Origin of the sequence: Antarcticirhabdus aurantiaca, from assembly GCF_009765365.1 — a bacterium.
GTDB classification, from domain to species: Bacteria; Pseudomonadota; Alphaproteobacteria; order Rhizobiales; family Rhizobiaceae; genus Antarcticirhabdus; species Antarcticirhabdus aurantiaca.
In genome coordinates this window covers 90,934-97,452 of the sequence record NZ_VTOM01000026.1, presented here as the reverse complement: position 1 = coordinate 97,452, position 6,519 = coordinate 90,934, and the positions used below count along the sequence as shown (strand labels likewise).

6 protein-coding genes are annotated in these 6,519 nt (G+C 66.8%); all 6 read left to right on the top strand.

Annotated elements, in window-relative coordinates:
* Positions 1 to 163: 163 nt before the first annotated feature.
* Entirely contained in the window at positions 164 to 1,252 is a 1,089-nt protein-coding gene (locus FZN60_RS24340) for an ABC transporter ATP-binding protein (RefSeq protein ID WP_158876112.1), read from the top strand.
* 10 nt (positions 1,253 to 1,262) lie between these two features.
* Complete coding sequence (locus FZN60_RS24335) at positions 1,263 to 2,345, top strand: ABC transporter ATP-binding protein (RefSeq protein WP_158876111.1); 1,083 nt, start codon at positions 1,263 to 1,265, stop codon at positions 2,343 to 2,345.
* Positions 2,342 to 3,229 (top strand): carbohydrate ABC transporter permease, encoded by an 888-nt coding sequence (locus tag FZN60_RS24330; RefSeq protein WP_158876110.1) that lies wholly within the window; start codon positions 2,342 to 2,344, stop codon positions 3,227 to 3,229. Before FZN60_RS24335 ends, FZN60_RS24330 begins: the two co-directional genes overlap by 4 nt.
* A gap of 68 nt (positions 3,230 to 3,297) precedes the next feature.
* Complete coding sequence (locus FZN60_RS24325; RefSeq protein WP_246727147.1) at positions 3,298 to 4,128, top strand: carbohydrate ABC transporter permease; 831 nt, start codon at positions 3,298 to 3,300, stop codon at positions 4,126 to 4,128.
* A gap of 68 nt (positions 4,129 to 4,196) precedes the next feature.
* Positions 4,197 to 4,481 carry a DUF2160 domain-containing protein gene (locus tag FZN60_RS24320; RefSeq protein WP_158876109.1) on the top strand — a complete coding sequence of 95 codons (285 nt, stop codon included), beginning with the start codon at positions 4,197 to 4,199 and terminating at the stop codon, positions 4,479 to 4,481.
* A gap of 98 nt (positions 4,482 to 4,579) precedes the next feature.
* Positions 4,580 to 6,370: an ABC transporter substrate-binding protein gene (locus FZN60_RS24315; RefSeq protein WP_158876108.1), complete on the top strand. Its 1,791-nt coding sequence runs from the start codon at positions 4,580 to 4,582 to the stop codon at positions 6,368 to 6,370.
* Positions 6,371 to 6,519 lie beyond the last annotated feature (149 nt).

Here is a 6,519-nt window from a genome sequence, read left to right as displayed (position 1 = left end):
GAATGGGCGCGCAGCGCCGACGACATCCTGTGGCGGCGCTCCAAGCTCGGCCTGCGCTTCTCGGCGGAGGAGGCCGAGGCGCTGGAGGATTACGTCGCGCAACGCGTGCGGGAAAGGCTGATGGCCGCCTGAAGCAATAAGGCGGCGCGTCGGGGAGGAAGACGTGCTGGAACTCGATGACGTCAGCCGATCCGTCGGCGGCGAGACCCATATCTCGGACGTGTCGCTGACGCTTGCGCGCGGCAGCCTCAACGTCCTGCTCGGCCCGACGCTGGCCGGCAAGACCAGCCTCATGCGGCTGATGGCCGGCCTCGACCAGCCGACAGCCGGGCGCATCCGCATGGACGGGGCGGATGTTACCGGCGTGCCCGTGCGCCGGCGCAACGTCGCCATGGTCTACCAGCAGTTCATTAACTACCCCGCAATGACGGTCTACGAGAACATCGCCTCGCCGATGCACTTGAAGGGCATTGGAAAAGCCGAGATCGACGCGGCCGTGCGTCGGGCGGCCACCCTCCTCAAGCTCGAGCCCTATCTCGACCGCACGCCGCTGAACCTGTCCGGCGGCCAGCAGCAGCGCACCGCGATCGCTCGCGCCCTCGTCAAGAATGCCGACCTCGTGCTTCTGGACGAGCCGCTCGCCAATCTCGACTACAAGCTGCGCGAGGAGCTTCGCGAGGAGCTGCCGCGGATCTTCGCGCAGACCGGCGCGATCTTCGTCTACGCCACCACAGAGCCGCACGAGGCGCTGCTTCTCGGCGGCACCACGATCACCCTCTCGCAAGGCCGCGTCACGCAGGTCGGACCGACGGCGGACGTCTACCGCCGCCCCGCCGACCTCCTCACCGCCCGCACCTTCTCCGACCCGCCGCTCAACGTCCTGTCGCTGGAAAAGCGCGGAGGCGTCTTTGCCTCGACCTCCGGCTTCCGCGTGGCGGTCCCGCAGCGCTTTGCCGCCTTACAGGATGGCCCCTGGCAGATCGGCATCCGCCCGCACGCGCTGCGGCCCTGGAGCGGCCGGCCGGAAGCGACGCGGCTGAAAGGGCGCGTCGTTTTATCGGAAGTCACCGGCTCGCAGAGTTTCCTCCACGTCGACTGGGACGAGACCCGGCTCGTCGCGCTCCTGCGCGGCGTCCACCGCGTCGAGGCGGGCGATCCGATCGAGCTTGAGTTCGAGCCGGACGACATGCTGGTCTTTTCGCCCGACGGCCGCGCGGCGCAGGCTTGCGCATCCACCCCTTTGGCGGCGTGAGGAGGCAGAGATGGCCCGCATCCGGCTCGACCACATCCGCCACGCCTACACGCCCGAACTCGCGAAGGCCGGCACCTACGCCCTGCGCGAGGTCGACCACGCGTTCGAGGACGGCGGGGCCTACGCGCTTCTCGGTCCCTCGGGCTGCGGAAAGACGACGCTCCTCAACATTATTTCCGGCCTTCTCACCCCCTCGGAGGGCCACGTGCGCTTCGACGAGAAGGACGTGACGCGTCTGACGCCGGAAGCGCGCAACATCGCGCAGGTCTTCCAGTTCCCCGTCGTTTACGACACGATGACGGTCGCGGAGAACCTCGCTTTTCCCTTGCGCAACCGCCGCCTGCCGGCGGGCGAGATCCGCAGCCGCGTGTCCAACATGCTCGCCCGCCTCGGGCTCGAGGTGAAGGCGAACCGCAAAGCGCGTGGCCTCACCGCCGACGAGAAGCAGAAGATCTCGCTCGGCCGCGGCCTCGTGCGCTCGGAGGTCAACGCGATCCTCTTCGACGAGCCGCTGACGGTCATCGACCCGCACATGAAGTGGCAGCTGCGCTCGCAGCTGAAGGACCTCCACCGCCAGTCGCGCATGACCATGGTCTACGTCACCCATGACCAGACCGAGGCGCTCACCTTCGCCGACAAGGTCGTCGTCATGTACGAGGGCGAGGTCGTGCAGATCGGCACGCCCGAGGAGCTGTTCGACCGGCCGCGCCACACCTTTGTCGGCTACTTCATCGGCTCGCCCGGCATGAACGTCCTTCCCTGCCGCGTCGAGAACGGCGCGGCGCTGGTCGGACAGGCGCGGGTGCCCCTGCCCGCCGCCATCGACGGGGCGGGACGCGCCGGTCGGCTGGAGCTCGGCATCCGCCCGGAATTCGTGACGCTGGTGCCGCGCGGCACCGGCCTGCCGGTGAGCGTCGAGCGCGTCGAGGACGTCGGCCACGAGCGCGTCGTGCGCGCCCGCCTGTTCGGGGAGAAGCTGGTCTCGGTGCTGCCCGAGGGAACGCCCGTGCCGGCGGAGGCCGACGCCGCCTTCGATCCCGCCGCCCTCAACCTCTACGCCGATTCCTGGCTCGTCGAGCGGAGGCCCGCATGAACAAGACCTTCGACAACAGGGCCTGGTTCCTGGTCCTGCCGGTGCTTCTCCTCGTCGCGTTCTCCGCGGTGATCCCTTTGATGACGGTGGTGAACTATTCGGTCCAGGACACCTTCGGCAACAACGAGTTCTTCTGGGCCGGCACCGACTGGTTCGTGGACACGCTTACCTCGGACCGCTTCCACGCGGCCCTCCTGCGCAACCTCGCCTTTTCCGCCGTGATCCTCGCGATCGAGGTGCCGCTCGGCATCCTCGTCGCGCTCGCCATGCCCAAAAAGGGCGTCTGGGTGTCGGTCTGCCTCGTCCTGATGGCGCTGCCGCTCCTAATTCCCTGGAACGTCGTCGGCACGATCTGGCAGGTCTTCGGGCGCACCGACATCGGCCTTCTCGGGCGCACGCTCGCCTCGCTCGGCCTCGACTACAACTACGTGCAGGACCCGGTCGACGCCTGGGTGACGCTGATCGTCATGGACGTCTGGCACTGGACGAGCCTGGTCGTCCTTCTCTGCTATGCCGGCCTCGTCTCGATCCCCGACGCCTACTACCAGGCCGCCAAGATCGACGGCGCCTCGCGCTGGGCCGTTTTCCGCTTCATCCAGCTGCCCAAGATGGGGCGCGTCCTCCTGATCGCGGTGCTCCTGCGCTTCATGGACAGTTTCATGATCTACACCGAGCCCTTCGTCGTCACCGGCGGCGGCCCGGGCAACACCACGACCTTCCTGTCGATCGACCTCGTGAAGATGGCGGTCGGGCAGTTCGACCTCGGTCCGGCGGCGGCGATGAGCCTGATCTACTTCCTGATCATCCTCCTGATGTCCTGGGTCTTCTACACCGTCATGACCAATGCCGGTACCGACCGGGCAAACCGGGAGGGCGCGCAGTGACTACGACCGACATCGGCGCCAGAACCGGCGCCGACGCTCTACCCCCGGCCCTCCATTCGGAAGCCGCGATTAAGGCGCGCACGCGGCAGGCCTCCGGGCGCTTCCGCCCGAAGGCCCTGATCCCGATCCTCTACATCGTCTTCCTGCTCCTGCCGATCTACTGGCTCGTCAACATGAGCTTCAAGACGAACACCGAGATCCTGTCGAGCTTCACGTTGATCCCGGCGAACCCGACCTTGCGCAACTACGAGGTGATCTTCACCGATCCCTCCTGGTACATGGGCTACGTCAACTCGATCATCTACGTCGTGATGAACATGGTGATCTCGGTCGCCGTGGCGCTGCCGGCGGCCTACGCCTTCTCGCGCTACCGGTTCCTCGGCGACAAGCACCTGTTCTTCTGGCTCCTGACCAACCGCATGGCGCCGCCCGCGGTCTTCGCCCTGCCCTTCTTCCAGCTCTACTCGGCCTTCGGCCTCATCGACACGCACATCGCGGTGGCCCTCGCACACTGCTTATTCAACGTGCCGCTCGCTGTCTGGATCCTCGAAGGCTTCATGTCGGGCGTTCCGAAGGAGATCGACGAGACCGCCTATATCGACGGCTATTCCTTCCCGCGCTTCTTCTTCAAGATCTTCATGCCCCTGATCGCGAGCGGCATCGGCGTCGCGGCCTTCTTCTGCTTCATGTTCTCCTGGGTCGAGCTGCTAATCGCGCGCACCCTCACCGTCACCGACGCCAAGCCCATCTCGGCGATCATGACGCGCACCGTCTCGGCGTCGGGCATGGACTGGGGCGTCCTCGCCGCCGCCGGCGTCCTCACCATCATTCCCGGAGCGATCGTCATCTGGTTCGTACGCAACTACATCGCCAAGGGCTTCGCCCTGGGGAGAGTGTGAGATGACACAAACGCAAGAATTCGTTCGCAAGACCATCGCCAAGCGCTTCGCCTCAGGGAGAGTGTGAGATGCTCGACTTTTCCTGGATGGCCTGGACCTGGCCGACCGTCGCCTTCTTCCTGACGATCGCCGCGCTGATTGCCGCGATGGGCGTCTGGGAATGGGCCTCGCCGGGAGGTGCCCCGCGCTTCGGCATCCTGCGCTTCCAGACGACGCGCGGTGACCGCCTGTTCCTGTCGCTCCTCGGTTCGGCCTTCATCTGCCTCGGCTGGCTCTGGCTGACCGAGGTGCCGCTCGCTTACGCGCTGGGCGTCTGCGTCCTCTACGCGATCCTCGTCTTCCGCCTCGTGTGAGGCGGCGCCGAACACCCACCCGCGCCCACGGCCGATCGGCGCGCGAAACGGGTTCGAAATCGGTCGGCCCGACCGTTCTCTGGGAGGAGACACCTGCGATGAAGACCCGTGTTCTGATGTCCGGCGCGGCGCTCGCGCTGGTCTGGGCGGCGAGCCCCGCCTTCGCCGGCATGGAGGAGGCCAAGTCCTTCCTCGACGCCGAGATCAAGGACCAGTCGGCGCTGTCGCGCGCCGACCAGGAGAAGGAGATGCAGTGGTTCATCGACGCCGCCAAGCCCTTCGCGGGCATGGAGATCAAGGTCGTCTCCGAAACCATCACCACTCATGAATACGAGTCGAAGGTCCTCGCCCCGGCCTTCACCGCCATCACCGGCATCAAGATCACCCACGATCTGATCGGCGAAGGCGACGTTGTCGAGAAGCTGCAAACTCAGATGCAGTCGGGCGAGAACATCTACGACGCCTACGTCAACGACTCCGACCTCATCGGCACCCATTGGCGCTACAAGCAGGTGCGCAACCTCACCGACTGGATGGCCGGCGAGGGCAAGGACGCGACCAATCCCGGCCTGGACCTCGCCGACTTCATCGGCACATCCTTCACGACGGCGCCGGACGGCAAGCTCTACCAGCTGCCCGACCAGCAGTTCGCCAACCTCTACTGGTTCCGCTACGACTGGTTCAACGACGAGACCAATAAGGCCGAGTTCAAGGCCAAGTACGGCTACGACCTCGGCGTGCCGGTCAACTGGTCGGCCTACGAGGACATCGCGGAGTTCTTCACCGGCCGCCAGATCGACGGCAAGGCCGTCTACGGCCACATGGACTACGGCAAGAAGGATCCCTCGCTAGGCTGGCGCTTCACCGACGCTTGGCTGTCCATGGCCGGTAACGGCGACAAGGGCATTCCGAACGGCAAGCCGGTTGACGAGTGGGGCATCCGCGTCGACGAGAACTCGCGCCCCGTCGGCTCGTGCGTGGCGCGCGGCGGCGACACCAACGGCCCGGCCGCGGTCTACTCCATCACCAAGTACCTCGACTGGATGAAGGCCTACGCGCCTCCCGCGGCGCAGGGCATGACCTTCTCCGAATCCGGTCCCGTGCCGGCCCAGGGCGAGGTCGCCCAGCAGATCTTCTGGTACACCGCCTTCACCGCCGACATGGTGAAGGACGGCCTGCCCGTGGTGAACGCGGACGGCACGCCGAAGTGGCGCATGGCCCCCTCGCCGCACGGCGTCTACTGGAAGGACGGCATGAAGCTCGGCTACCAGGACGTCGGTTCCTGGACCCTGATGCAGTCCACCCCGGTCGACCGCGCGCAGGCCGCATGGCTCTACGCGCAGTTCGTCAACTCCAAGACCGTCGACGTGAAGAAGAGCCACGTGGGCCTCACCTTCGTGCGCGAATCGACGATTCGCCACCAGAGCTTCACGGACCGCGCGCCGATGCTCGGCGGCCTCGTCGAGTTCTACCGCTCTCCGGCCCGCGTCCAGTGGTCGCCGACCGGCACCAACGTTCCCGACTATCCGAAGCTTGCCCAGCTCTGGTGGCAGGCGATCGGCGACGCGGCGGCCGGCGACAAGACCCCGCAGGAGGCCATGGACTCGCTCTGCGCCGAGCAGGAAAAGGTCATGCAGCGCCTAGAGCGCGCCGGCGTCCAGGGCGACATCGGCCCCAAGCTCAACGAAGAGCACGACATGGAGTACTGGGTCGAGCAGGCCAAGGCCAACGGCACGCTCGCGCCCCAACCCAAGGTCGAGAACGAGAAGGAACAGCCGATCACCGTCAACTACGACGAGCTGGTGAAGAGCTGGGCCGACGCCAACGCCGCCGGCGACCCCGGCGACGCGGCCGCGGCGACCCCCGTCTCGGCCCCTGCCGCCAACTGACCCGACCGGCAGACCGAAAGCCGACCACACGCAGAAGCCGGGCGCCCGCCGCCCGGCTTCGTTCCATTGCGCCTCGGCCCGTCACCTGGCCGCGTGTCGTCGGGCGCCGGTTTGGCTGGACCGTCCGAGCGAGCCGAGGCGGTAACACC